Source organism: Nostoc sp. ChiSLP03a, assembly GCF_034531215.2.
Taxonomy (GTDB): domain Bacteria; phylum Cyanobacteriota; class Cyanobacteriia; order Cyanobacteriales; family Nostocaceae; genus Nostoc.
In genome coordinates this window covers 1-23,928 of record NZ_JAVRBQ020000160.1, presented here as the reverse complement: position 1 = coordinate 23,928, position 23,928 = coordinate 1, and the positions used below count along the sequence as shown (strand labels likewise).

The following is a 23,928-nucleotide window of genomic DNA, read 5'->3' as shown; positions in this document are numbered from 1 at the left end:
CCTTTTTCACCAGATGTCTATTATTCTCCTTCATCCTCCCACTTCAATTACGGGTGATAATTTCGACATTCTGGTGCATTGGGGTTTTCCTTGCAGTATTCTTCAAAAGAAACTTTAGCTGATATCATACCTTCAGCTTTTTGATGAGCTGCTTCTGCCTGAAGTTCTTCTACCTCATCCCAGGCAGCTGCACAGGCTTTAGAATAAGCACTTTGTTCGGTGCAAATAGCACGAGCTTGCTCAATTGCTTTTTGAATTCTCTCCTCCAGCAGTAGCGCTTTTGGCGCTTCCACAAAGTCGCTTTTAGTCAAAATGTCGGTAATCGAGATGATCCCCAACAGCTTGCCTTGAATCACAGGCGCGCGATGAATACCAGTATTAGCAAATAACCGCGCTACATATTCCACACCCAAATCAGGATTGACCACGATGCAGGGCTTGCTCATAATTTCATAAACCCGCACTTGCTTTGGATCTTTCCCGTAGGCTGTTATCTTATAAACAATATCTGTTTCTGTGACAATGCCATAAGCATCATTGTCATAGCGACGATCCACAACCAGCGCCCGCAATCCTTTATCCTTCATCAGCCCCACCGCTTCAGCAACAGTTGCCGAACCGCGAATGGTAACTACGTCTTTGGTCATGATATCTTCAGCTTTCATCATTGTTGTAGTCTCCTGGTTAATAGTCCGGTGCAGCACTGCGCCTTTATGGACGTATCGAAGCGTTGCAGCGCAAAGTTTGCTCTAACTAGAAAGTAAAAAAAGTGGAACTTTTGCCCAGCTACAACAATAAATTAGACCAGTTGTCAACTTATGATGTTATCCAATGTAACCAATGCCCAAAAACCAAGCATAAATTGTGATAATATTTTGCGGCTCAATAAATATTTATTTTTTAATTGCCGAAAATCGCCGCATTTTCCAGAAATAGCTAGAAATCAAATTGGTAATAATATGAGCAACAATCGGCACTAACAAGTTGCCCGTAAGCAGGGCGCTATATGCCAATATCATCCCGACAATTGTTGCCCAAATTACATAAGGCCATTGTTGGGAACCGCTAAAATGCAAGATGCCAAAGCAAAGACTAGATACAATTACAGCTGTCAGATCGGAGCCTAAAGCTGGTAGTATCACACCTCTAAATAACAATTCTTCACTCAATCCGGGTAGCAACCCCAGCCAAATTAAATCTGGTAAAGCTAAAGGCTTCAGTACGATTTCTAGGTAATAATCTGCACTCTTACGATAGGCAGTCCATAGGCGGTAAGTTAAGCCACTTAACACAGTGAGCATAGACCCTAACCCTACACCTAACAGCGCTTCTCTTGGATTCAAGTCCCAAGAAAATAGCGAAAAGTTGCCAAAGTATAACGAAAGTTTAGCGACTATCAACAAAATGATTGCAGTCGCTCCCATCGCCCCAAGTACTTGGATGCGCGTTAGGTATGGAATTTCTGGCTCTTGCTTTTGTTGTTCAATCACAGGTTTTTAAAGGGAGAGGGGGCATTGGGCATTGGGCATTGGGCATTGGGCATTGGGTATTGGGTATTGGGTATTGGGCATTGGGCATAACTCCAAACTCCAAACTCCAAACTCCTAACTTTTAATTACTGACTGCAAAGGTAATAATTTGGGACGGAGAGCGGAGGGATTGATGCCTGCTTTATGTGCTACCAATACACCTACTGCTTCTAAATATGAGTTTACCTGTATAGATTTGATCCCCAACGGTTGGGGAGGAACTTTTATTAGAGTTTTATTTTCTTCTACTGTAATTATTTGGCATCGTTTTTGGCTTAAACTCAGTAAGGCACTGCTACCACAGGCAGTTGCAGGTGCGATCGCAGCATCCACTTCATCAGCCCAAATATCTCCTTTCTCTGATGCGATCGCTCTCTCTATTATAAATTGTGGGGCACGACTTAATCCTACAAGGACGCAGGGCAAAAAGGTATAACCTAATTCTTCGGCGGCGGAACGGGGAGATAAATCTGGTTGCGGAGGTTCGCTTAAAAGGGCGGGTGAATGGGCACAAGGAATTTGAAAGGTTCGCACTAGCAAATGGCTAATTACGGCTTCTGCACCCGCTAAAGAATCTACGCCTTCACCTTGACGATATTTTTGTACTGCCTCCTCATCCATATCATCGGGGAAACGGGCTACAACTGCGATCGCTTCTGCCCCCGCTTTTTTAATTAATATCTCAGCTGCCCGTAACAAACTATCCGGGTTGCCAATTGTTCCCCAACTAGCTTCCGATGCTGTAGTCCGTAATTCTACATTTAATGGCGCATCTGTAATTACATAATCTGTTAAGGTTAATCCCAGAGTTGCTCTAACTGCATCGGCGGCTTGTATATGTCGTAGCCGTAACTCTGGCTCAATGCCTTGGTCTAAAAGCAAACCTATTTTATTAGTGCGGACTGGACGCAATCCCCAGCATCCAGAGGCGAATTTGTCAAGTCCGTAACCTTCAACATAAAAAGCATTGGGGAGATTCCAATACAAACTTGCGCCATTGAGGACATTGGGGTGAGTAATTAGGCGATCGCAAACCTGTGCTATAACTTTGGCAACAGGTAAAGCATCTCCTGCATAACCCCCAATGGCAGCCCCAACGCCAGTTGGTACAATTAAGATAGCGGTGTACATATTGAGTAATGAGTAATGAGTAATGGGTAATGAGTAATGAGTGATGAGTTTATGATTCACTTGCCATCAACTCCTAACTCCTAACTCCTAACTCTTGTACAGACAAGGGTTAATCGCGTCTCTACTCCTAACTCTTAACTGTCGTAACAACGGCTTCAACTGTAGCTTTTTGTTCGTCAGCATCCACAGAAGTAACTGCCCAACGCAGAGGTTCGCCTTGTTTCTTTAACTCTGTTTCAATTACTTCTAGTAACTCTGCGGGAGTTTCTTGTAAATCAATTTCTGCGGTAATAAAATGAGTCGTCATTTTGGTAAATCCTGTTGATTTGTAGTTTCTATAATAGCTGACTTCATCTACGATGAAATACTTATGTAATTTATCGGATTTGGTAATCTTAGCAAACAGTTATTCAGTTAGGAATAATTATCCGATATCCTGATAACTGTTCACAGATTATTTGTCTTTACCAAATTGTAATTGATAAACTATGTCTTCCTTTTCTGTCTCAACTTTCAAATCAGAAAGGGGTTTGGCAACACAAAGCAATACGTAACCTTGCTTTTGTAAATCTGGACTAACGCCCATACCATCAGTTTGATCCACGGTTCCCTGGCTTATTTGACCGGCGCAAGTTGTGCAAACACCTGCATTGCAAGAACTCGGCAGTTCCAAACCAGCAGCATCGGCAACTGATAAGATCGTTTCATCTTCGGGAACTTGCAAGGTATGAATTTTGCCTTGATGATTAATTTCTACAGTGTAAGTTTTGGGCATAGACAAAGAAAGCGTGACGCAACAGACAAATTTATTATTCTATCTGAATTAGTTAAAAATATCTAGATATTTACCATAGATATTAGGTTAAATCCTGGTTGCATAGCAAATATTTTCTAGACTAGTCACATTAATTACTATAATTAATTTAATTATTAGTTAAATTTACTATAAATAATATGCGCGTAGGCAAAGCCCGCCGCAGGCATCGCTGTAAATCAACAATATACACTTATGTATCGATGATTGCACTCACCAACAAATTTTGGTCATCAATGTTACAACATTAAGGTTACGGCTTTACTGTTACTGCAAAATGTAACCCTAAAGCATCCAACAAAGAATTTAAACTGTAAAACTCAATTTCGCCTTTCTCTAATAGCATTTGGTCAAGTTTATTGTAAAGTTCCTTGACTTGTGCAGAAAGCCGCTCGACGCCACCATACGCTTCTATAACATTTTTCAATGCCTTACTTAACATTTTCGGATCGCTTTCTTCTAAAACAACTTCAATATAAACTGCTGCTTCTAGTGGATTTTTTAAGTCTTGAATCAGTTTTTCGTGATAGCTGGTACTTCTATGCATCATCTCTACTCCTATAGTCTTTCTAATATTCCTTAGCTTTAGCAATATCTTTATCTTGAGTGCTTTTATCGCCACCACACAAAAGAATAATAATTATTGACCCTTCCTGCCCAAAGTATATGCGGTAGCCAGAACCATAGTCTATTCTAAGTTCAAAAACACCATCACCAACTGATTTACAATCACCTAAATTACCCTCCTCTACTCGGTCAAGTCTTGCTCGGATTTTAGCCTTTGCTTTTCTATCCCGCAGAGAGTCAAACCACTCAGAAAAAATATCTATACCATCAAATCTTAAATAATTCCTGATTTCTTTTGGTTGAACTTCCATGTTGAAATTTTCCCAAATGCGCGATCGCGTCCGTTGCTGCGACAATATGATTTAAGGCTGATTTTGCAGCTATGATGAGCAATTTTACTATATGTATCGAAGATTGCACTTACAAACAAACTTTGGTCATCAATGTTACAACATTAAGCCTTAAGGTTACAACATTAACCCTTAAAGCTAGAACATTAAGGCTTAAGATTACAACATTAAGGCTTAAGATTACAACATTAAGCCTTAACACTAGAACATTAAGCCTTAAGGTTACAACATTAAGGCTTGAGGTTACAGCGATCGCAGTTGACATAGAAGACAGACCATTTGTAGGGGCACAGCAATGCTGTGCCCTATTGTCTGTTGCTTAAACGTAATATATTTTGCTGAAAATCAACCTTTGATGATTAAATTCCGAGAAATCACGGACATAAATAAAAACTTTTACTAAAAAATGCGCTTTTTGCTGAACCAAAATCCAGGTCAGTTGAGACAAAATAGTTTTGTAAAGCTTTGAAAATTGTAAATTGATGACTCGAAAAAAACGTACTTCCCTGGTTCTAAAAAAAGCTGAGTTTAGAGTTGCCGGACTAAAAGCGGTCGATCCAAATATCAATTTCGATGATACTTACAACCTGCAAAACCTGACTCAATTAATAAAGCAGTTTCATAATATGCTTGATAATTATAACGCTGCTATAGCTATGATTGACTCTTCTAAAAAAAAGCTAGATGAAATGGAAAAAACCTTAAGTCATATTTCAGACAAAATGCTGGCAGGGGTTGGTTTCAAGTACGGCAAAAACAGTAATGAATATGAACTTTCAGGTGGGGTTCGAGACAGCGAACGGATTCGGAAAAGCAGATTGACACGGTTAAAATCTAATCAAAATAAAACATCAGATGAAAATGCAATAACTACCTAGTAAAATTGCACGCTCCTTTCAACAATTTTTTGAAAAATCATCGTGTATAGATCCTTGACTTCTTTAATGAATTCGGGATCTATTTTTTAATAAATGGATCGAAACTACTATATAATAAAAAATTGCCTAAACCCAAAATTTCCGCAATCTTAAAATTGAATGACCCGTTTTATACACGATAAATTCGCCAAAGACTATCTAGAAGAATTATTAAAAAATTACGGTGAAGTCAAGGCATCAGAAAAAGTTTCAGGAGAGATAAAAGAAATAGATGTTTTATTCACTCCTACCAAACAGCAAAGCTCTAATATAGAAATACTAGGTTTGCTAGGAAGATTTGCGGAATATCCTGCACTCATAGAACCCTTCCGTAATCCAGCTTCTACCGATGAAATATGCGACTGTATTCTAAAATTATTAGAAGTAAAAGCTCTTTTACGACGAGAAGCTAAAACTAATAAAACCAAACTTCAAAACTCGGAAATTCCTAAATTGTGGATTCTGACACCTACCGTATCTGAAACTAGGTTGTCTAGCTTTGGAACTATGCAACAAGCAAGTTGGTTATCAGGAGTACATTTTCTGCCAGATGCCTTACGGACAGCAATTGTAGCAATACACCAACTACCCCAAACACCAGAGACATTATGGTTGAGGCTTTTAGGTAGGGGAAGCGTGCAGTCACAAGCGATTATCGAGTTGCAAGCGTTACCATTAGATTATCCATACCAAAAAGCAACTCTCGAATTAGTTTACAACTTGCGCGAAAACTTGAGAGTAAATCAAGAATTAGAAGCAGATGATAGGGAGTTAATTATGCGGCTAGAACCACTTTATCAAAGAGACAGAGAACAAGCCAAAGAAGAAGGAAGGCAAAAGGGAAGGCAAGAAGGAAGGCAAGACTTAATACTGCGTCTACTAAATCGCCGTATTGGTGAAATTGATGCATCATTAATCGTGAAAATTAAAGGCTTATCCATTGAACAATTAGAAAATTTAGGAGAGGCATTGCTAGATTTTTCTAGTGTTGCTGATTTAGAAACTTGGTTAAACCAACAATCAATCTAATTTATTATTACTACACCTAGCGACTAGAAGTTGCGGCTATACAAACAAAATCCACCTCTGTGGGTTAAAAATTCTTGATTTACTCTTAGTCCACGGAGATGGACGAAAGTTTGTGTAGTAGCGAATTTTATTGCCTTATATTTTCCAAAATTTCAGTATAAAAAAGTTGCTAATAACCAATTACCAGTAAGGCTTTCATCATAAAAATAAGCTAAACTCTTATAGCCAAGTCTTGCCTAAAAATATTTCATAATTGAAGGGAGAACATCCCAATGGAGAACATAAAAATGCTAGAACAATATCGTAAACACGTTGCTGAAAGAGCAGCACTCGGTATTCCCCCTTTACCATTGGATGCAAAGCAAACCTCAGAATTATGTGAATTACTGAAAAATCCACCAAAGGGTCAAGAGGAGATATTATTACACTTATTGAGCGATCGCGTTTCTCCTGGTGTCGATCCAGCAGCTTATGTCAAAGCTGGATTTCTCACCGCCATTGCTAAAAAGGAAATCACCAGTCCTTTGGTTTCGCGCATAGAAGCGGTGCAATTGCTGGGCACGATGGTAGGTGGTTACAATGTGCAATCTTTAATCGAACTGCTGCAATGGCCCACCGTATCCCTCTCCGACTCATCCGAAACACCTCTAGTAATGGGCGGACAAGGAAAGGAACCCATCGCCGCTTACGCCGCCAACGCTTTAAGCAAAATCCTTTTGGTGTATGACGCGTTCCACGATGTTTTAGAGTTGTCTAAAACCAATCCTTTCGCCAAACGGGTGATTGACTCTTGGGCGGAAGCTGAATGGTTTACCAGTCGCCCCACAGTAAAAGAAGCGATTACTGTCACCGTTTTTAAAGTTCCTGGCGAAACCAATACCGACGATTTATCGCCCGCCCAAAGCGCCACAACTCGCCCGGATATTCCCTTACACGCCTTAGTGATGTTAGAGTCACGGCAACCGGGAAGTTTGAAAACCATTGCCGAATTGAAGAAAAAAGGACATCCTGTAGCTTACGTAGGGGATGTAGTTGGTACAGGTTCCTCGCGTAAATCTGCCATCAACTCAGTATTGTGGCACATGGGAAATGATATACCTTTTGTGCCAAACAAACGCGCTGGGGGTTATGTTTTAGGTGGTGCGATCGCGCCAATTTTCTTTAACACAGCAGAAGATGCCGGTGCTTTGCCTATTCAGTGCGATGTCACCAAACTTGAAACCGGTATGGTAATTACCATCCATCCTTACAAAGGCGAAATCACCAACGAAGCAGGCGAAGTTATTTCCACCTTTGACCTCAAACCTGATACCATCCTCGATGAAGTTCGTGCAGGTGGACGCATCCCCCTACTTATTGGACGTACCCTTACCGATAAAACTCGTCTTGCACTAGGTTTAGAACACAGCACAGTTTTTACCCGTCCCCAGCAAGCCTTTGATACAGGTAAAGGCTACAGCTTGGCACAGAAAATGGTCGGTAAAGCTTGCGGATTACCTGGTGTGCGTCCCGGCACATCCTGCGAACCCATCATTACTACCGTTGGTTCTCAAGATACCACAGGTCCCATGACCCGCGACGAATTAAAAGAACTCGCTTGTCTTGGTTTCAGTGCAGACTTAGTGATACAAAGTTTCTGCCACACAGCAGCTTATCCTAAACCAGTAGACATTAAAACCCATCACGAACTACCCGATTTCTTTGCCCAACGTGGCGGTGTCGCCTTGCGTCCCGGTGATGGTATCATCCACTCTTGGTTAAACCGGATGCTGTTACCCGACACCGTGGGGACTGGCGGCGACTCTCACACCCGCTTCCCCTTGGGTATTTCCTTCCCTGCCGGTTCTGGGTTGGTAGCCTTTGCAGCCGCCTTGGGTGTGATGCCTTTAGATATGCCAGAGTCAGTTTTGGTAAGATTCAAAGGTGAATTGCAACCAGGTGTTACTCTGCGCGATGTCGTGAATGCCATTCCTTACGTAGCAATTCAAAAAGGTTTGCTGACAGTAGAGAAACAGAATAAGAAAAATGTTTTCTCCGGGCGAATTTTAGAAATCGAAGGTTTGCCAGATTTAAAAGTTGAACAAGCCTTTGAACTCACCGATGCTAGCGCCGAACGTTCTTGTGCCGGATGCACAATTAAGCTGAGTGTAGAGACAATTTCCGAATATCTGCGTTCCAACGTAGCGCTATTGAAAAATATGATCGCACGCGGCTATCAAGATGCGCGTACCATGCTGCGCCGTGTGGCAAAGATGGAAGAATGGTTAGCAAATCCCGTGTTATTAGAAGGCGATGCCGATGCAGAGTATGCCGAAATCATTGAAATTGATTTGAACGAAATCAAAGAACCAATTGTTGCTGCTCCCAATGACCCCGATAATGTTAAGTTATTATCGTCAGTTGCTAACGATCCAGTGCAAGAGGTATTCGTCGGTTCTTGTATGACGAATATCGGTCATTATCGGGCAACAGCGAAAGTTTTGGAAGGCGCAGGTGAAGTGAAAACTCGCTTGTGGATAGCACCACCAACGCGCATGGATGAACACCAATTAAAAGAAGAAGGTGTATACAGCGTTTTTGGGGCTGCGGGTGCTAGAACAGAAATGCCAGGGTGCAGTTTGTGTATGGGTAATCAGGCGCGAGTTGCTGATGGCACAACAGTATTTTCTACCTCTACCCGCAACTTCAATAATCGCATGGGTAAAGATGCGCGAGTGTATCTTGGTTCAGCAGAATTAGCCGCAGTTTGTGCGCTACTGGGACGGCTGCCGACAGTGCAGGAATATTTGGATATTGTGGCGAGTAGAATTCATCCTTTTGCAGATGATTTGTATCAGTATTTGAACTTCGATCAAATTGCTGGTTTTGAGGATGAAGGGCGCGTGATTTCTAAAGAGGAGCAGGCGTTGTTAGTTTAATATAGTTTAATTAGGTGGGTGTTATGCCCACCTAATTTTTATTATCTGGGTAAAAATGCCAGCAAAAGATATCTACCAGAATGCCGTAAAAAATGCCTTAATTAAAGATAGCTCAACAATTACAGTTGATCCCTATCTAATCAAATATGCTGAAGTTAAACTGTTTGCGGATATGGCTGGTGAATAAATCCTGTCTGTAAGTAGAGAAAACCAACAGTTGGTATAATTTAGCTAAAGTGAGTTGTGACTTTAGGAAATGATATGATTTTTGGGGAGAAGATACCTAAGCTTAATGAAGTTAGGGTTTAGTATAATTATTAGATCATATAAAATGTTTTTTTCGAGATTCACCTTTAACCTAGCCAACTGATAAAATTTGGTCAAATTAGTTAAATCAATAAAAAAATCTCTAAGACTAAACATTAACGAAAACAAATTGTCAAGTTATGGTAACTCAATTAGAAATTACAGATGAACGCAAAGAAAAGGCTGAAGAAGAAATTCGTGATAAAAGAAAGCGTGTTGATTACAACACCTTAGAATACCCTATCGAAGTAATTGTTCAAAAATATTTATATGGCAAAGATGAAGATGAAAATGAATTCTTTATTCCAGACTATCAACGAGAAATGGCTTGGGATGAAGATAGACAATCAAAATTTATTGAATCTGTAGTTTTAGGTTTACCGATACCTTATATTTTTGTTGCTGATATATCAGAATCAGAAGATTTAGCACGTTTAGAAATTATAGATGGTACACAACGTATTCGCACTTTAACTAGGTTTATTAACAATGAACTTAGATTAAAAAATCTTGAAAAATTAAAAACTCTTAATGGGTTTACTTTTGAAGATTTACCGCCACAACGCCAAAGGCGTTTTAACAGAACTACTATTAGAATGATTCAATTAACAGAAGAAGCAGATGAAGAAGTCAGAAGGGATCTTTTTGAGAGAATTAATAGTGGTAGTGTTGAATTAAATGAAATGGAGAAACGCAGGGGAAGTAAACCAGGAAAGTTTCTCGATTTAATTGAGGAACTATCAATAAATAAAAAATTTCAAGATTTATGCTCATTTACTAAACCTGAAATTGATAAAAGAGATCCACAAGAATTTGTCTTACGTTTTTTTGCATTTTTAAATAATTATAAAAATTACTCTGGCAGAAAAGTTCATGAGTTCTTGGATGACTATTTAGAACAAGAAAATAAATCTAGTTCTCTAAGTATTGATACAATGAAAAATGAGTTTTATTTGATGTTAGAATTTGTGGAAAAGCATTTTCCTAATGCTTTACATATTTATCGAAAAATAAAAAATCGCTATGAACCGACAACTCGAATCAAGTTTGAATCAATCTCTGTAGGTATTGCCTTAGCATTAAGAGAAAACCCAAATCTAGTACCAAAATCAACTGGCTTTTTAGATTCTCAAGCATTTAAAGATTGTACTCAATCTGATGCAAATAGTTCTCAAAATAAGGTCAATAAGCGTATTCATTATGTTCGCGATCAGCTTCTAGGCAATTAATGAAAAGTACATTATTTCAAGATTTTGATGAACGCGCTCAAGAAGTTAGTAGGTATTTTTTATTGTTGAAAAATCTAGAGCAAGGTTCAATTAAATTAAGTATGGGTAATGCTAAGAATACAAAAACCAAATCAATAAACAATGATTTAGAAAAAACTCTTAAAGCAACAGGATTTTTATTGCTCTATAATCTAGTCGAATCCACAATGCGTAATGCTATTACAACAATTTTTGATGAATTTAAAAATAAAAATATTTCTTTTGATGATGCTACAGATAAAATTAAAAAAATTATTATTAAGAATTTTAAGGAGAACAACTCTTCTGATACTCTTTTACAAAGTATAAACAATATTTCATGTGATATAATATCTAGCAGTTTTGATAAAGAAAAATTATTTTCAGGTAATATTGATGCAAGAAAAATACGAAAAACATCTGAGATGTATGGTTTTTCGTGTAAAACAAATTCTAAGAAAACTAAAGACGGTAGCGATTTACTAACAGTTAAGACTAATAGAAATGATTTGGCACATGGTTTTAAATCATTTGAGGAGGTTGGTAGAGATGCTACTGCGGACGAATTATTGGAAATAAAAAAAAGAGTTATTTCTTATTTAAAGGCAATATTAGAGAATATAGAGAGTTATCTATCTAACAAAGAATATTTAAAATAGTTAGTTCAGGTGATTTTTGTGGAAAATAAGATATAAAAAACCGCTTCCTTACTACAGCTTATAGTAAGCGTATGGATTTCTACACATAGGAGTTATTAAAATGCTTGAACTTCACAAAAGCTATGTTATTGATGACAATCAACAACCTATTGCCGTACAAATTCCTATCGCTGAATTTGAAAAAATTGAAGAAATTCTTGAAGATTATGGGTTAGCAAAACTCATTGATGAAGTAGAGGAAGAAAAACCATTATCAAAAGATGAAGCACTACAATATTATCAATTACTAAAAGAAGAAAATGTGGCAAGTTGAATATACCAAAAGGTTCTTGAAAGAACTTGCTGCTTTACCAGTTGAGATCCAAAGCCGCATAGAACCTATTGTCTTTCAAGAACTTGAATCAGAGAATCCCTTTGAATTAGGATATCTTGAAAAGCTGAAAGGCTATAGTGATAAATATAAGATTCGAGTTGGTGATTATCGTATTGGCATTACTCTCGATCAAGCAACAAAAACATTAATTTGCCAACGAGTTGCTCACCGCAAAGACATCTACAGAATTTTTCCTTGAAGCACTGTAAAACTTGTTATCATCATTACTGTATATATACCCTAATACCAGTAAAGCGGCAAATGCTGTGTGACAACAATTTATTGATTTTATAAATGTCATTTACAGTCAAGCTTTAAGAGTACAAAGATAACAATGTTTTTACCTAATTGACCATTTTATCAGCGCGATCGCACCCTTGCACTTCGCACACAGACCTAACCCCCCAACCCCCTTCCCTACAAGGGAAGGGGGAGAAATCTGGCTGCCCTCTCCGTTTCGGAGAGGGGTTGGGGGAGAGGTCAATCTATGCGATCGCGTATGTTCCAAAACAAGGCAACGGATTTGTATTAAGTATGTATGTAATAAACCTTATGAGGGGAGATCGACGGTTAAGATAATGTCAACTTGATAATACTTCATCAAAGTATCGATCGATTTCTGCTTTCAGTATGTCAAAGTCTACAGGCTTGGTTAAGTGGGATTTGAAACCAGACTTCAGCGCAAGCTGCCGATCCTCTTGGCTACCATAGCCGGTAAGCGCAATCAGAATTGAGCGAGTAAATTTGGAGTCTTTACTTAGTTCTTGTGCAACGGCGAATCCATCCATTTCGGGAAGTCCGATGTCACAAATAATCACATGAGGCTCAAGCTTCTTTGCAGTTTCTACCCCTAAAATTCCATTCTTGGCAATGGCAACTTCATGCCCAAAATACTCAAGTACTGCTTGTAAGGATAGGGCTGAATCCTCGTTATCTTCAATAACTAAAATCTTCAACGATTTTTTCGCCGCCTCTGTAATCTCTAGGTCGTCGTCCGAGGCTGTAATCTCTTCGCATATAGGGAGAGTGACTTTGAATTCTGCTCCCAAATTTATCCCTCTACTTGAGGCTTCAACATTACCACCATGAAGTTCTACAAGACTTTTGACTACCGAAAGTCCCAAACCTAGCCCGCCCCGCGAACGATCTAAACTGCGATCGGCCTGGGTAAACGGCTCGAAAAGTTCTGGTAATATTGTCGGTTCTATGCCGATGCCTAAGTCTCTTACAGATAAGGCCGCGATACTACCTGAGCCATTTTCTCCTGGAATAACTGAAAAATCCACCCAGATCGTTCCATCTGGCTGGGAAAACTTTAAGGCGTTATCAAGAAGGTTCCCAAAGATTTGGAAGAAGCGAGTGGAATCAACATAAGCCCACACGGGCGTGTTTGGCAGGTCTTCTACTACATTAAGGTTCCATCTCTTGATTGCTTGTGCATGGTCATTGAGACTTTGGCGAATTAATTCTACCAGATTAACCTTCTCAAGGTTTAATGAAATCTTCCCATAAGTGATGGACGACACATCAAGTAACTCATCGATCAATTTCGAGAGGTGCTTAATCTGGTTTTGCATCATTAAAACTGTTTCTCCGACTGCACCAGTCTGTCCTAGCTTCAACTTCAGTAGCTGAACGCCGTTGGAGATGGGGGCAACGGGATTCCTCAGTTCGTGACCCAGCATGGCAATAAATTTGTCTTTTAGGGCATTTTGGTTCGTCAATTTCTGGAAAAGTTGCACGTTAGCGATCGCAACTGCTGTAGTATCAGTCAAAATCTCCAGCATTCCGATCTCTTCAGATGTGGCTAAGTGGGGTGTACTCCAGTAAGCTCCAATCGCACCCAAAGGATCGGAAACCCGAATCGGAACCATCACTAAACTTTTGACAAAAGTTACCTTGTACGCCTCAATCGGAATTCGTGCATCCTGGTAAATATCCTCAATTATGGCTGCTTTTTTATTGAGCATTGCCCAACCGGAGATGCAAGACTTGAGGGGAAAACGCATACCTTTCCAAAGCGGGCCAATGGCGTTTTCATCGACATAGTGGCAACATTCACCATCCCGCAATACAAAAGTTACTCCATCAGCATTTGTGAGATCGCGAGCAGCCAAACGCACAATCTCAATAATTTCTTCAATAGTCCGCACACAAGCCAAATCCTTCACGACCAAAAGCAGCCTGTTGTAAGAAGAAATGCTATAGCTCCGATCTGAATTCTGTTCTTGAGAAATGGAGGTTTGTAATATATTTTTCATAAAGAACTCCGAACAAAAAGATATCGGTATAAAAACTTAGCTAAAACGGGTAGGTTCAGCAGACACCTACTTTTAATCGTAATCTTAACCTCGATATTGGGAGTACAATCTGTTACCGCATTTTTACTTTTCCTTATATAGTATGAAATTCTTCAAAAGTGCTAAGTAAATATTCGTAATTTACTTTTATTTATTAATGCAACTTTTGGTGTTTATCGACGGTGGTTACGTAACAGCTTAAACTCGTTATTTAGACGTAGTATTTGCAACAAAATCGAAGATGCGTCACAATCCTTCGTAGACATCGCCATTGCAGACAAATTATTTGGCGATCGCTAAATAATACTCAAATCGCTCCCGGAGTTGTTCAACCGTCAGATTTTGAGTCCAGTACTCCACTAGAGCGTGACCAAATGCCCAAGCATTGCGATCGGGTGCAGCGGAATTTTCCAGCAGTAGCGGCCAAAGGGCTAGCAACTCAAAGTTGACCGAGTTGGGGTTTAAGAGTGAGAAAAGCTCATATCCCATTTGCAGTTTACCAATGACAATCGGTAACTGTTCCACAGGAATTTCCTTTGCCAGCATATACGCAAGAGCTGGAGAGCCGGTTGAGAGGGTAGAAACAAACTGAAGGACGGGACTTTTGAGCAATGTCGTTAATCCTTGTGTTGTCGTCATTTGGAAGGTGTAATGGTCGATGATTTTGGCGGCGGCGACGATGCGAGTTTCTAGGTTACGCAAAAAGCGGGCAAGACGGAGTTGCTTGGTAGGTGCGATCGCATCCACTAATCCCAAGGATAGCGCTTCTACTCCCCAGGCAACTCGATTTGTTTTGCTGTCGCTTGTAACCACTGGTAAAACGAGATTACAGAAGTTTCCTAGCTGTTTGGCGCGATACTCAGTGGCTTCTCTAATGGCAATTTCTTTGGGACGATCGCCCCATTCCCAATCATAAGGCGGTTGCCATTCGCGGATGGGACGCAGCCGGTCTACTTGGGTGACGATCGCGATCGCAGGTAAATCTGCAATTTCTGCTTTGATGTCTTGCAAAAAGTCTACATCCATTTGCAGGGCAGGATCGAGGGCAGGAGTAGCTAACAGCAGCAAATCTGAATTGATGGCATAATCAAGCACCAAATTTCGGAGTTCGGCACGGTTGACTTGTTCGTAACCAGGTGTGTCTAAAAGCGTCAAAGTTTCCCCACTTTCAGTCTGCCATTGATAACTCTGAATGCGATCGGTACTGGGTAAAACATCAACGGCTGCGAGATCCGCCTGAAATAGCGTATTAATCAGGCTACTTTTTCCCGATCCCGTGCGCCCCACCAGCAAAATATTCACGGGTTTTTGCTCAACCGCCTCGGCTGGTTGAGCTTGAGTCAGGATTTCTCGGAGTGTTTGAGTTTTTGCCTGGGGTAAAGTTGGAGTAGAAACTACGGTTGCTGGAACTGGTAAGGTGCTACGTCCGTAAAGTGCGATCGCTTGTCGGCATAAGTTTCTCAAGGCAGCTTCCCGGAATAACTGGCTCAAATTCCCCAATAATTGCTGAGTTGCTTGGTTACTAGAACCCTGACTGGCTTGTTTTGCCACCGCCGCCACCGGATTTAAGATCCACTGTGCCCAGTTCCAAGCTTTCCAGAATTTCCGAGCCGATGGTTCCAACTTTCGGTAGACTTCATATCCTTGGTATGCTTGTCCAACCGTTACCTGATTGAGGACAGGGGATAACTTTTGCATCCACCGATCCATATCATCCACCGTTCCCCGAATCAGCCCGTAAGCTTGGGGGACGTAAATATTCAACAAGGGATATTGAACTTCAGGATTGTAGATATGAGCGATCGCTACAACTAAATCCTGACATCGCGTCCAAAAAGTTTGCCAGTCTTCCCAAATCGGGCGATCGCTTTGTGCTGCTTGGAGAATTTCTTGAAGGGCGGTTTGTGCAAGTTTTGTGGTGTCACTTCCCACAGGTAGCGCTGCTGTATCCTCTGCTGTCGATTCCAGTTCTTCACGGACTTCAGTTAATACAGCTTCCACCTCGTTAACAGCTGGTTGAGTCCATTTGACTAGCAGCCAACGCCAACCAACAAATAAAACGGTGAATATACCCCAAATCCAATTAATGCCCCACGCATGAATTTGTGAACCGGCAGACACCAGTAAGAAAATGATGATAAACGCGATCGGAATTGCTAAGACTACCCACTGCCACAGTTTTAACCGCACCATTGCCCCATACCTGCTTTGAAATATTGGGAAATTCGAGTTTTTGTCAAAATTACTCTTATAAAGAGTCTATCGTCTCCAATGCAGGCAGGATGTTTGGTTTTCTGGGATTAATGGTAGACTCCTAATTATTAGGGATAAATGTTTGATTTTGCTGTAGGTAGCTAAATAAACAACTGGATATTTATATTCTAGATTAGAAGAAGTTTAAAATTGCTCAGTTGTCTATGAGAGCAAAATTTAGTAAACAAGCTATGCAAACAATTACCGACATTGGCACGCTGATTGTCAGCACACCCGGAACCTGTGGTGGTCGCCCTCGGATTGCAGGACACCGGATTACGGTACATAATATTGCGATCGATTTCAACGCAGGCATGAAACCAGAAGAGATAGTTGTCCAAAGACCACAGCTAATGTTGGCACAAGTTTATGCAGCGCTAGCTTACTACTATGCTAACCAGGAAGTAATTGACACGGAGATTGCCGCAGAAATTGAAGAATACGACCGTTTAGAAGTTGAATATACGGCGAAGAGACAGTGAGCCAAATTCGTTTGTATTTAGATGAGGACAGTGTTGAGAAGTCCCTAATCAAAGCTTTCTGTAATGCAAACTTGGATATTGTGACAGTGGCCGATGTGAGCAGGCAGAGCTATTCTGATGATGAGCAGCTAATTTGGGCAACAGAGCAAGGGCGTGTTATCTATAGCTACAACCGAAGAGACTTTTGCTGCTTACATAACGAGTTTTTAGCCACAGAAAGAAATCATGCTGGCATTATCTTGTTGCAGCAACAACGCTATTCCGTAGGGCAACAGTTACAAGGGTTACTCAAGTTGGTTACTACTCGTTCGGCTGAGGAGATGGTAAAGCAACTAGTATTTTTGAGTGCTTATATTGATAAAAGCTATTAAACCACTGTCAGCGTTTTAATTAATACTAGGTTTCATTGGTAAGGCTGCTATCTTAATAAAGATATCTTTGAAGTGATCTCGTATGTCATCAGCTAATTGTAAGGCAATAACTAAATCTAGAGAAAAATGTAAGCTCAAAGCTAATTCTTCTGGATACTGTCATATACATGCTCCTAAAAAAATTGCTGAATACGAAGCAAAACAACATTTACCTGAAATGTTCGCAGTTGAGGTTTCAGCCAAGACTTTTAGCCAACGACGAGGCTTGAAGCCAATATCTGAGATTATCCAAATTGATAGTATGAATGATGCTCTACGCAATTCTCTTTGGAATGTATTAAGTGCAAAGTTATTTTCAGAATACTCAAATTCCATATATAAAGGTGTTATCACATATTCGGGCAAACTTATAGATGTTTTTATTGAATATATTTGGGTAAAATATTTTAAGTATCTTTTGGATAACTTGCCTGCAAGCTCAAGAGCATCTGTCAAATGGTTATTAAATTATTTTCAAAAATGCCAATGGTATGAAGTTTACGATTTTCTTGAAATAACTATAAATTATTTTAAATCTCCAAAACTTGTAAAAGAGATAAACTCTATATTAGAAAGAGAACTGGCAGGTTATAGATTTGTCGGAGGTGTATTCATAGATATCACCAATGAGCAAGAAATTGAAATGCTTGAGCAAGCAGTAGATGATAAAAACTTTCCTGCTGTATCCACCCATTTGAAGCGCTCCCTTGCTTTGATGAGCGACAAGGAAAATCCTGACTACAGAAACTCTATAAAAGAATCTATTTCCGCAGTCGAAAGTCTTGCAAAAGCCATTACTGGAAAACCAAAGGCAACTTTAGCAGATGCTCTGAAGGTTCTGGATGTTTCTCACAATTTACATCCCGCTTTAAAAAATTCATTCTTAACTCTGTATGGATATACAAGTGATGAGGGAGGTATCAGACATGCTATGTTGACTGAGCCTGATCTAACTATTGCTGATGCAAAGTTCTTTTTACTTTCATGTACGTCTTTCATAAATTACCTGAAATCGAAGATTTAGAGTGCGATCACTTTTTAATTAGATTTGGGAGATAAGGAGCGATCGCCTTTGGCTGTCTACGCAATTGTCTTCGATACATTCAGCGATCGCAAGCAACAATAAGATTTATCAACGAAGTGTTGATGACGAAAGTGCCAAAATAGCAAAAATTGGACGGCACAAAATTTTCTGGCGATCGCTCTTAACGTTTTAAATACTTAATATTAGTTAATCTTAGAGATAGTTGGTAACAAAAAGTTTTAACAGAAATTCCCAGACGATAAAATTTGCGGACGATATCTAAGGCAAAGTATGGTACGCGCAGTCGCAGTGGGTAACACACGGGCAAATATAACCAGTAGTAAGCCTTTTTGAGGTCATTCCACTTTGAGCAAGCTTCTTGATGCAGGAAATCTGATATATCTACAACTAATCCTCTGCCTTGGTACATCATGACATTACGCCCGTGGACATCATGAGGGTGGAGTCCGCAACTTCGCGCATAGTCAAGAGCTTCATCAATGTCCTTTATTACCTGCTTGGGAATTAGTAAACCAAAGTGCATACAATCGTAGAGAGTTGTTCCATAAAGCCGTTTCAAGACTAAAAACCCATCCTTGGCGTAGAAACACTCAGAAAAGGCTGGATGATAACCTAGACGGTGGTAAACTTCTACTTCCTCTTCAAAACCTGGCCGTCCTGGGGCATAAATCTTAACTACACAGTCAGGGGAATCGGGGTGATAAAATACTGCGGCGTAGTTTCCTTTGCCAAGCAGCCGCCAAGGTTGCGGAAGATAACTGACCTTAATTGGATTATAGGGATTGACACTTTCAATCTGTAATCTAGGCAGTAGTTCCTGATAAATGTTTTTGACTAACTGTTTTAGGAGCAATTTGTCCATATTAATTCCTTAGCCAATTTACGAGGTTTGGGAATAAGGTTGACTTGAGTGAATTACGACCTAAATGATATCGTTGTAACTTCCCGTTAAGAGTAGAGATGGCAATTTTTATTCACAACTCATTGCGATATTGATTCTTCTACCAACAATTCTGATGCTGCTTCACCCTCACCCAGGTTATCAGAATTAACAGATTTAGAAAAACCATCTGCTACATCTTTGATAAAACCAGCTACAGGTACCGCAACTAGTAAACCCAAGACTCCGCCAACATTGGTTCCTACAAGCAAAGCAATTAATACCCATATTGGTCTAATGCCAGTAAATTTGCCTAAAAGACGGGGTGCGATCGCCTGATCGATTAACTGATCGATAACAACAGCTACCGCAAAAACTTTAGCTGCTAGCCAAAAGTCATGTGACGCTATTATTAAAGTTATTAAAACCAGACTGACGACATCACCAAAGGGAATTAAGCTCAAAAGTCCAACTCCCAAACCAAAGAGTAAACCAAACTGGACTTGAAAAGCTAAAAACAATAATGTTATTGAAACACCCATCAACAAAGCCAAACTTACCTGACCAATTAAGTAATTTTGAAAGTTTTGCTGAATAGACAGGCTTATCTGCTGGGCAATATTTCCAGGTAACTTCTTAAATATCGCCTCCCAAATTCTTGGGCCATCCAACAACAAGTAAAAAGTCAGCACTACTGTAATTAACGCCTCAGAAATACTATCAATTGTATCTATAATAATACTTAAAAGTTTATCTGAAATAAACTCTATTTCATTTGGTAGTTGGTCATTAATTCGTGCTAATAACTGACTGAAATTCACATTTAATTTGTGCCTAAAAAACCAATCATTTACAATCTGAAGCTTTTCTTCGCTAGAATCAATCCATTGGGGAAAGACTTTAACCATTTCATTAAATTGCTCTAAAACAATGGGCATTAAAATGATACCCAAAGCCACAACAATTACCAATGCTAATATAAAAACTAATGCTACTGCATAGCTGCGTTTAACTTGACGCTGTTGGAGAATCGAAACAGGATAGTTTAAAATAAATGCAAGCAAGGTAGCCAAGACAAGAATTGTGACGACAGGTTGAAAGTTTTTCACCAGCAAAAATGCTAGCCAACCATTGAGAAATACTAGAGGAAATAACAAAGTAAAAATTAACCATCTAAGTAATTGATTCAGTGAAAAATTCATAATTAATTTCAAAACGAAAATTATTCTAGTTACTAGATTGAACCGAGTAATTAAATTTGCTCAATAGGAAATAAACAATAAAAATATTTCCCGACGATCCACTTCCCATTATTTCAATGATTAACTTTCAGCAAAAGCTGAAAATTGCTCCTCATTTATTCTCCCTGCTTGATAGAGAGTATTAGTAATTTCCGAAATAGTTAAAACCGCATGGCTACGATAACCATTTTGCTGTAACCTATCTTTCACTCCTTGTTCGTGGTCGATAAATACCACAATATCATTAACCTTTAACCCTGCTGATTCCAACTTTCCTGCTCCTTCCATGACACTTTTGCCGCTAATGAGAATATCGTCAACCACTACAACTGTTTCACCAGCATGAAAGTTACCCTCAATTACTCTCCGAGTTCCGTGTGCTTTCACTTCTTTACGCGGGAAAATCATCGGACAATGAAGGCGCAAAGCTAAACCAGTCGCAGTCGGTAATGAACCGTAGGGAATACCTGCTAATCTATCAAAATTCAGATTCTTCAAAATATCCTCATAAGCTGTGAGAACTTGATTAAAAACTTGGGGATTGGAAATAATTTTGCGTAAGTCGATGTAATAAGGAAATATCGCTCCTGATGCTTGGACAAAGCTGCCAAACATAATGCAGTCAATATCATAAAGTTGTAAAATCAAATCTTGGTGTGGGTGCTGATTTAGAAAACAAACATCAGGAAACCACACAGAACAAGTAGAATTTTCGTAAATAATTTCAGTTTTGATTTGATTGATTTCTGCACTTAGTGACTGGACTTCTTTTGATAATTCGATATTTACTAACATATCTTGAGGAACAGGAATGAGTAAACCATCACCGTTACTATTCAAGCCAGCTTCTAGAATTTGTTTCAGGTTTTGAGCCTCCGCCCAGATGCTACGCGCCATCATAATTCGTTCGGGTGCAACTGCTCGAATAAGTGCTAAAACTTCAGGATTTGTAGTTCCCACTTCCAAACCCAATTGTTCTGGAGTTCCCCAGGTTTTTGATTCTTTTACTACCTGTAAATAAAGGGGTGATTCGTTTGCCGGATATTGCTGTAGAGCTTCTGCACCTGAATTAGAAGTACAGCATAAAATAAACACCGCTTTATCAGGATAGACTAAAAAAGGTGCTACGTGATCTTGTCCTGTATAGGGGCTGAGAGTGATTGCGTCCACTTGCCATTTTGTAAACACAGTCTGGGCAAAGATGCTACTAGTATTTAAGTCACTGTGTTTGGCATCTAAAATTACTGGGATATGGGCTGGAATAGCTGCTAAAGTTTTGTACAGTAGTTCTAAACCAGGAATACCTAATGCTTCGTAAAAGCCAAGTGTCGGTTTATAAGCACAAATGAAATCAGACGTTTCCGCAATAATGAATTGTAACCACTTTTCCAAACCAGCAATAAGTTCTTCAGATTCATAACGTTCAGGCATCATCTCTGGATTTGGATCGAGTCCTACAAATAGTAAGCTTTGATTTTGTAAGATATTTCTATTCAATTTATCAAAAAAGTTCATTTTTTTTAAAGAGTTATTGGTCATTAGTCATTAGTCATTAGTCATTAGTCATTGGTCATTTGTCTTTTCGTTTATTTATCTCCCTGACATAGTTTGTTTACAAAAACATTGATTCTGTTAGTTGAGTACCTCCAGCTTTTTTCCCTAATTGATAGTGAATTACTACAAATAAGATAACCATCGGCACTGAGGCAAAGTGAACAATTCGCAATGCTTGCCAATCGCCAAAGCAATCCACAATCCAAGAAAATTGAGCAGGTTTATACATTCCTATCCCTGTAAATAATGCCAGCAGCAAAATAGGAATAATTGCTGTATAAGCAATCCGATGCCAAGCATAAATCAGGCGTTGGGAATTTTGAGTTTTTTGTAATGCTTTCAAATCATTAGCACCAACAAAGCGATGTCGCCAGCGTCGGGTAATTAAAATGTAAATTCCATACCACAACAGATTCAGCGAGAATAGCCACATTGCTGCAAAATGCCAGTGTCTACCTCCTGCAAGCCAACCTCCTAAAGTAAATATTGGAGGAATGTGCAAACCTGCGCGTCCACCAAAAACAGGGTTAGCGTTGTAAATTTGTAGTCCACTGGTGAGCATGATAAATAGACTAATGATGTTACACCAGTGGAAAATTTTGGCTCCTATTGCTTGAGTGGGTCGCTTTCGAGTTGGAGAGGGAACGTTGGAAGTCATAAATTTTGACTGATAAAATTTGTTGTTTATCTGTCTTGGGTAAATAGCCCAGCAACCTTGGGTGAGTATTACTCACTTTTATTTTCCCATCATTTAGATTCAGTATTTTGGCATTAATGGTCTACCATCTGCTGTTTGATTACCAGTAGACCGATGTCAATCCAATACCTAAATCAGCAGCGCAGCAGTACAGGATTGCTCTTTCTTGGTGGAATGAGGTTTTCTGACGACCCTAGAGTTGTCAAACGATCGGATTTTGGCTGGCGAATGCGAGAGCGTTTTTTATCCAGTATGTATTGGTGATAAACGCGGTTTACTTTTTAGACATCATTTAAGATTAAAACATCAACAGGTATCAAACATCCTTTAAGCAAGGAGAATAAGATGGCTAACACAGATAATCTCATCGGTGTGAGAAATTTGGGTATTGCGATCGCCGATTCTTTGATTGGTAGCACTGCTCCAAAAACTCCTCAGATATTAGAAGTTACTGGTCAAGGAGAGGTCAATGTTGCGACCACTTTAACTGATGTAGAATTGGGGATTAAAGTACAGGGAAAAACTGCAACCGAAGTTCAACAACTTGTTGCTCAACGTTCAAGTGCGGTAGTTGATGTCCTGCAAAAGCTTGGGGCGCAAGAACTTCAAACTACATCTATTCAACTAAATCCTGTTTATAGTTATGAAAATAATACTCAAACTCTAACAGGTTTTGAAGGTCTGAACACACTTGAGTTTGAGTTACCAACAAATCAATCTGGGGCAGCAATTGACAAAGCTATTCAAGCAGGCGCAAATATCATACAAAATATCAGCTTCACTGCCTCAGACGAAGTATTGCAGCAGGCACGTCTGCAAGTTCTCAGCGAAGCTGTCAAAGATGCTAAAGCTCAAGCTCAGGCTGTTTTTAGTACCTTGCAGTTAACCCCTGGACAGATTATTGATATTGATATCAACTCAGATGATAATCCTAGACCATCTCCCTTGGTGTCTAATTTAACAGCAGATAGGACTTTTGCAACAGCTAGTACAACTCCTATAATTGGTGGTTCTCAGACGGTAAAAGCTAGTGTTTCTCTAGATATCAGTTATTCTCCAAATTCAGGAGTGATTCTCGATCTACCTCTAATATCAAGTTCGGATAAATACTTATAATAAAGCTGGGATCGTTGCAGTGTATCTATCTACGTCTTATGCCGAAACGGATTGCGATCGTTAACCACATGAGTACGGAAGAACTACTGGCTCATTATCGTCAGGCGACA

The 23,928-nt window shown here is 39.6% G+C and carries 26 protein-coding genes and 1 pseudogene; 14 read left to right on the top strand and 13 right to left on the bottom strand.

Annotated elements, in window-relative coordinates; all coding sequences use genetic code 11:
• Nucleotides 1-47: 47 nt before the first annotated feature.
• The 7 genes from RMY32_RS27290 to RMY32_RS27260 all read right to left on the bottom strand — a co-directional run bounded on the left by RMY32_RS27290 (nt 48) and on the right by RMY32_RS27260 (nt 4,352).
• Nucleotides 48-668 carry a CP12 domain-containing protein gene (locus RMY32_RS27290; RefSeq protein ID WP_322670905.1) on the bottom strand — a complete coding sequence of 207 codons (621 nt, stop codon included), beginning with the start codon at nt 666-668 and terminating at the stop codon, nt 48-50.
• Between the two features lie 225 nt (nt 669-893).
• Nucleotides 894-1,490: a CPBP family intramembrane glutamic endopeptidase gene (locus RMY32_RS27285; protein WP_322710582.1), complete on the bottom strand. Its 597-nt coding sequence runs from the start codon at nt 1,488-1,490 to the stop codon at nt 894-896.
• Between the two features lie 114 nt (nt 1,491-1,604).
• Nucleotides 1,605-2,660, bottom strand: coding sequence for a DUF3326 domain-containing protein (locus tag RMY32_RS27280; RefSeq protein WP_322710581.1), 1,056 nt, complete (start codon nt 2,658-2,660; stop codon nt 1,605-1,607).
• A gap of 127 nt (nt 2,661-2,787) precedes the next feature.
• Entirely contained in the window at nt 2,788-2,967 is a 180-nt protein-coding gene (locus RMY32_RS27275; RefSeq protein ID WP_094351499.1) for a hypothetical protein, read from the bottom strand.
• Between the two features lie 147 nt (nt 2,968-3,114).
• Nucleotides 3,115-3,435 carry a 2Fe-2S iron-sulfur cluster-binding protein gene (locus RMY32_RS27270; protein WP_322692296.1) on the bottom strand — a complete coding sequence of 107 codons (321 nt, stop codon included), beginning with the start codon at nt 3,433-3,435 and terminating at the stop codon, nt 3,115-3,117.
• Between the two features lie 292 nt (nt 3,436-3,727).
• The gene (locus tag RMY32_RS27265) at nt 3,728-4,021 is read right to left on the bottom strand and encodes a hypothetical protein (RefSeq protein WP_322710602.1); all 294 of its coding nucleotides are present in this window, start codon (nt 4,019-4,021) and stop codon (nt 3,728-3,730) included.
• A 22-nt stretch (nt 4,022-4,043) separates the two neighbouring features.
• Entirely contained in the window at nt 4,044-4,352 is a 309-nt protein-coding gene (locus tag RMY32_RS27260; RefSeq protein WP_322710580.1) for a type II toxin-antitoxin system RelE/ParE family toxin, read from the bottom strand.
• A gap of 521 nt (nt 4,353-4,873) precedes the next feature.
• Here RMY32_RS27260 and RMY32_RS27255 point away from each other — a divergent pair.
• From RMY32_RS27255 to RMY32_RS27220, 8 genes and pseudogenes are all read left to right on the top strand, one after another.
• A complete protein-coding gene (locus RMY32_RS27255; protein WP_322710579.1) occupies nt 4,874-5,269 on the top strand; it encodes a hypothetical protein in 396 nt (131 codons plus the stop codon).
• A gap of 159 nt (nt 5,270-5,428) precedes the next feature.
• Complete coding sequence (locus tag RMY32_RS27250) at nt 5,429-6,337, top strand: DUF4351 domain-containing protein (protein ID WP_322710578.1); 909 nt, start codon at nt 5,429-5,431, stop codon at nt 6,335-6,337.
• A 287-nt stretch (nt 6,338-6,624) separates the two neighbouring features.
• Nucleotides 6,625-9,255 carry a bifunctional aconitate hydratase 2/2-methylisocitrate dehydratase gene (acnB, locus tag RMY32_RS27245; protein ID WP_322710601.1) on the top strand — a complete coding sequence of 877 codons (2,631 nt, stop codon included), beginning with the start codon at nt 6,625-6,627 and terminating at the stop codon, nt 9,253-9,255.
• Between the two features lie 55 nt (nt 9,256-9,310).
• A pseudogene (locus RMY32_RS27240) lies at nt 9,311-9,439 on the top strand (element excision factor XisH family protein); the annotation flags it as partial.
• 262 nt (nt 9,440-9,701) lie between these two features.
• Entirely contained in the window at nt 9,702-10,790 is a 1,089-nt protein-coding gene (locus tag RMY32_RS27235) for a DUF262 domain-containing protein (protein ID WP_322710576.1), read from the top strand.
• On the top strand, nt 10,790-11,467 hold the full coding sequence (locus RMY32_RS27230) for an MAE_28990/MAE_18760 family HEPN-like nuclease (RefSeq protein WP_322710575.1): 678 nt from the start codon (nt 10,790-10,792) through the stop codon (nt 11,465-11,467). Before RMY32_RS27235 ends, RMY32_RS27230 begins: the two co-directional genes overlap by 1 nt.
• Nucleotides 11,468-11,567: 100 nt before the next feature.
• Nucleotides 11,568-11,780 (top strand): hypothetical protein, encoded by a 213-nt coding sequence (locus tag RMY32_RS27225; protein WP_322710574.1) that lies wholly within the window; start codon nt 11,568-11,570, stop codon nt 11,778-11,780.
• Complete coding sequence (locus RMY32_RS27220; RefSeq protein ID WP_322700176.1) at nt 11,767-12,039, top strand: type II toxin-antitoxin system RelE/ParE family toxin; 273 nt, start codon at nt 11,767-11,769, stop codon at nt 12,037-12,039. The genes RMY32_RS27225 and RMY32_RS27220 overlap by 14 nt, the downstream gene beginning before the upstream one ends.
• A gap of 382 nt (nt 12,040-12,421) precedes the next feature.
• Here RMY32_RS27220 and RMY32_RS27215 read toward each other — a convergent pair whose 3' ends face one another.
• Both RMY32_RS27215 and RMY32_RS27210 read right to left on the bottom strand, forming a co-directional pair.
• Nucleotides 12,422-14,101 carry an ATP-binding protein gene (locus RMY32_RS27215; protein ID WP_322710573.1) on the bottom strand — a complete coding sequence of 560 codons (1,680 nt, stop codon included), beginning with the start codon at nt 14,099-14,101 and terminating at the stop codon, nt 12,422-12,424.
• Nucleotides 14,102-14,422: 321 nt separating this feature from the next.
• Nucleotides 14,423-16,333, bottom strand: a complete 1,911-nt coding sequence (locus RMY32_RS27210; protein ID WP_322710572.1) for a GTPase family protein — start codon at nt 16,331-16,333, stop codon at nt 14,423-14,425.
• Between the two features lie 224 nt (nt 16,334-16,557).
• On the opposite strand from RMY32_RS27210, the gene RMY32_RS27205 reads away from it, so the two are divergent.
• The 4 genes from RMY32_RS27205 (at nt 16,558) to RMY32_RS27190 (ending at nt 18,502) form a co-directional block, all read left to right on the top strand.
• Nucleotides 16,558-16,875 (top strand): DUF433 domain-containing protein, encoded by a 318-nt coding sequence (locus RMY32_RS27205; protein ID WP_322700173.1) that lies wholly within the window; start codon nt 16,558-16,560, stop codon nt 16,873-16,875.
• Nucleotides 16,872-17,246 (top strand): DUF5615 family PIN-like protein, encoded by a 375-nt coding sequence (locus tag RMY32_RS27200; protein WP_322710571.1) that lies wholly within the window; start codon nt 16,872-16,874, stop codon nt 17,244-17,246. The genes RMY32_RS27205 and RMY32_RS27200 overlap by 4 nt, the downstream gene beginning before the upstream one ends.
• An 82-nt stretch (nt 17,247-17,328) precedes the next feature.
• Entirely contained in the window at nt 17,329-18,309 is a 981-nt protein-coding gene (locus RMY32_RS27195; protein WP_322710570.1) for an AbiJ-NTD4 domain-containing protein, read from the top strand.
• A gap of 64 nt (nt 18,310-18,373) precedes the next feature.
• A complete protein-coding gene (locus tag RMY32_RS27190; RefSeq protein ID WP_322710569.1) occupies nt 18,374-18,502 on the top strand; it encodes a hypothetical protein in 129 nt (42 codons plus the stop codon).
• Here the strand turns inward: RMY32_RS27190 and RMY32_RS27185 are convergent.
• The 4 genes from RMY32_RS27185 to RMY32_RS27170 form a co-directional block, all read right to left on the bottom strand.
• Nucleotides 18,491-19,192, bottom strand: coding sequence for a serine/threonine protein kinase (locus RMY32_RS27185; RefSeq protein WP_322710568.1), 702 nt, complete (start codon nt 19,190-19,192; stop codon nt 18,491-18,493). The genes RMY32_RS27190 and RMY32_RS27185 overlap by 12 nt on opposite strands.
• Before the next feature lie 119 nt (nt 19,193-19,311).
• Nucleotides 19,312-20,412 carry an AI-2E family transporter gene (locus tag RMY32_RS27180; protein WP_322710567.1) on the bottom strand — a complete coding sequence of 367 codons (1,101 nt, stop codon included), beginning with the start codon at nt 20,410-20,412 and terminating at the stop codon, nt 19,312-19,314.
• 120 nt (nt 20,413-20,532) lie between these two features.
• Nucleotides 20,533-21,966 carry a bifunctional orotidine-5'-phosphate decarboxylase/orotate phosphoribosyltransferase gene (locus tag RMY32_RS27175; RefSeq protein ID WP_322710600.1) on the bottom strand — a complete coding sequence of 478 codons (1,434 nt, stop codon included), beginning with the start codon at nt 21,964-21,966 and terminating at the stop codon, nt 20,533-20,535.
• A gap of 97 nt (nt 21,967-22,063) precedes the next feature.
• The gene (locus RMY32_RS27170) at nt 22,064-22,663 is read right to left on the bottom strand and encodes a cytochrome b/b6 domain-containing protein (protein WP_322710566.1); all 600 of its coding nucleotides are present in this window, start codon (nt 22,661-22,663) and stop codon (nt 22,064-22,066) included.
• A 153-nt stretch (nt 22,664-22,816) separates the two neighbouring features.
• On the opposite strand from RMY32_RS27170, the gene RMY32_RS27165 reads away from it, so the two are divergent.
• Nucleotides 22,817-22,966 (top strand): hypothetical protein, encoded by a 150-nt coding sequence (locus RMY32_RS27165; RefSeq protein ID WP_322710565.1) that lies wholly within the window; start codon nt 22,817-22,819, stop codon nt 22,964-22,966.
• A gap of 81 nt (nt 22,967-23,047) precedes the next feature.
• A complete protein-coding gene (locus RMY32_RS27160) occupies nt 23,048-23,818 on the top strand; it encodes an SIMPL domain-containing protein (RefSeq protein WP_322710564.1) in 771 nt (256 codons plus the stop codon).
• Nucleotides 23,819-23,928: the final 110 nt, after the last annotated feature.